The sequence below is a fragment of the Pseudomonas sp. HMWF006 genome (assembly GCF_003061205.1).
In the GTDB taxonomy this organism is placed as follows: Bacteria; Pseudomonadota; Gammaproteobacteria; order Pseudomonadales; family Pseudomonadaceae; genus Aquipseudomonas; species Aquipseudomonas monsensis.
The window spans coordinates 1-1,442 of the sequence record NZ_QAIU01000259.1 but is presented as its reverse complement, the minus strand read 5'-3'; the positions used below and the strand labels follow the sequence as shown (position 1 = coordinate 1,442).

Genomic DNA, 1,442 nt, shown 5'->3' with positions numbered 1-1,442 from the left:
GGTATCCATTCAGATTTCAAACTGCCAAAGAAACGTTCCATCGGAGCGTTGACGCTCCTATGTCAACAAGATCGAGCTGAATCGGCTAAATCTGCCAGGATCAAAGGGTATAGCTCCCTGACGATATAGCGCTTTAAACAGCGCTGGATTTCTTTGGAAGACAAACCTTCAGCACTACGACGGGCGACGTAGCTTTGGGTTTTGGGATCACCTCGCATGCGTACCATCGCAATGGTCCATAGGGCGTTGTTCGCAGACCGATTCCCACCTCTGTTTAAACGATGTCGCACCGTTTTACCCGAGGATGCCGGTAAAGGACTGACCCCACAGAGGGCGGCGAGAGCTGCTTCACTTTTTAACCGCTCCGGGTTATCACCTGCTGTCGAAAGCAGCACGGCCGCCGTTTGAGGGCCGACGCCGAATTGTTCACGTAAACGGCGAGCATGTTGGCGAGTCAGGTTTTCTAGAATGACATCGAGCTTTTCAACTTCCTCTGCCAATGCCAGCCAGCGCTTGCCCAATAGACACAGGGAGGTCGTTAAGATGTTCAGGAATTCAGTCGCGCTCCGTGAGCGAAGACGTGCACATCCCTTGGCGCAGTCGCCAGGTTTGGTTTTCCAGAGCCGTTCACGAATGTCTTGCGGGGCACTGACGAGCAAGGCTCTCAATTGATTGATCGCTTGGGTTTTCGCTCTGACTGCGCTGCGCCGAGCAACCGAAACCACCCGCATCGCCTCGGCCACACCCGATTGGGTCTTGGCGATCGCCGTGGCGTTTCCTGAAAGAACGGATCGAGCCGCGCTCTCGGCGTCGGTGGGATCGGATTTCCCCTGGAGCCGGCGTTTGGAGCGATCAGGGCGGTTAACCTCCAGCACCTCGATGCCATGATCACGCAGGACACGGGCTAAACCCGCGCCATAAGTTCCGGTGCCTTCCACGCCGGCACGCTTCAACATACCGAAGGAGTTGGCCCAGGTAACGAGCTTGAGATATCCGCTGGTATCGGTTGTTACCGCCAAGCAGCCAAGCAGGTTTCCATTCGTGTTGATCAAGACCCCTACGTGGGTATCCAGATGTGTATCAACTCCCAAGATGACTTCGTTTTCGTCCATGGGGCTGTTCATGACTAATGCCTCCGATGAGAACGCATTACCAACCCCATACGCAGGACAGGACACTCAAGATGCAGGACAAGGCTCCTATCAGGTCACAGACGCTGGGCCCGGCAATGCCAGGGAACGTCAGCGTCCAATCGACAGGTCAACGCAAAGGCACTCTATTGGCCAATCCCAGCACGGGTCAGATTGGGCCGACGCTCTTGAGCATAGTGAACTGAGTATCCCAGCAGTTCCCTCGTCGACTCATGCTTTGTTTTATTCGCATCTCCGACACCGTTTCTCGGAACATTTTGCTGCTGTAATGACAACCCTGATCCGAATGGA

At 54.9% G+C, this 1,442-nt stretch carries 1 protein-coding gene; it reads right to left on the bottom strand.

Annotated elements, in window-relative coordinates; all coding sequences use genetic code 11:
• Positions 1 to 62: 62 nt before the first annotated feature.
• Entirely contained in the window at positions 63 to 1,112 is a 1,050-nt protein-coding gene (locus DBR24_RS10655) for an IS110 family transposase (RefSeq protein ID WP_083272172.1), read from the bottom strand.
• Between the last annotated feature and the right edge of the window lie 330 nt (positions 1,113 to 1,442).

Excerpts from the sequence above, each read along its gene's own strand:
- DBR24_RS10655 (WP_083272172.1), bottom strand. The coding sequence starts at position 1,112 with ATGGACGAAAACGAAGTCATCTTGGGAGTTGATACACATCTGGATACC.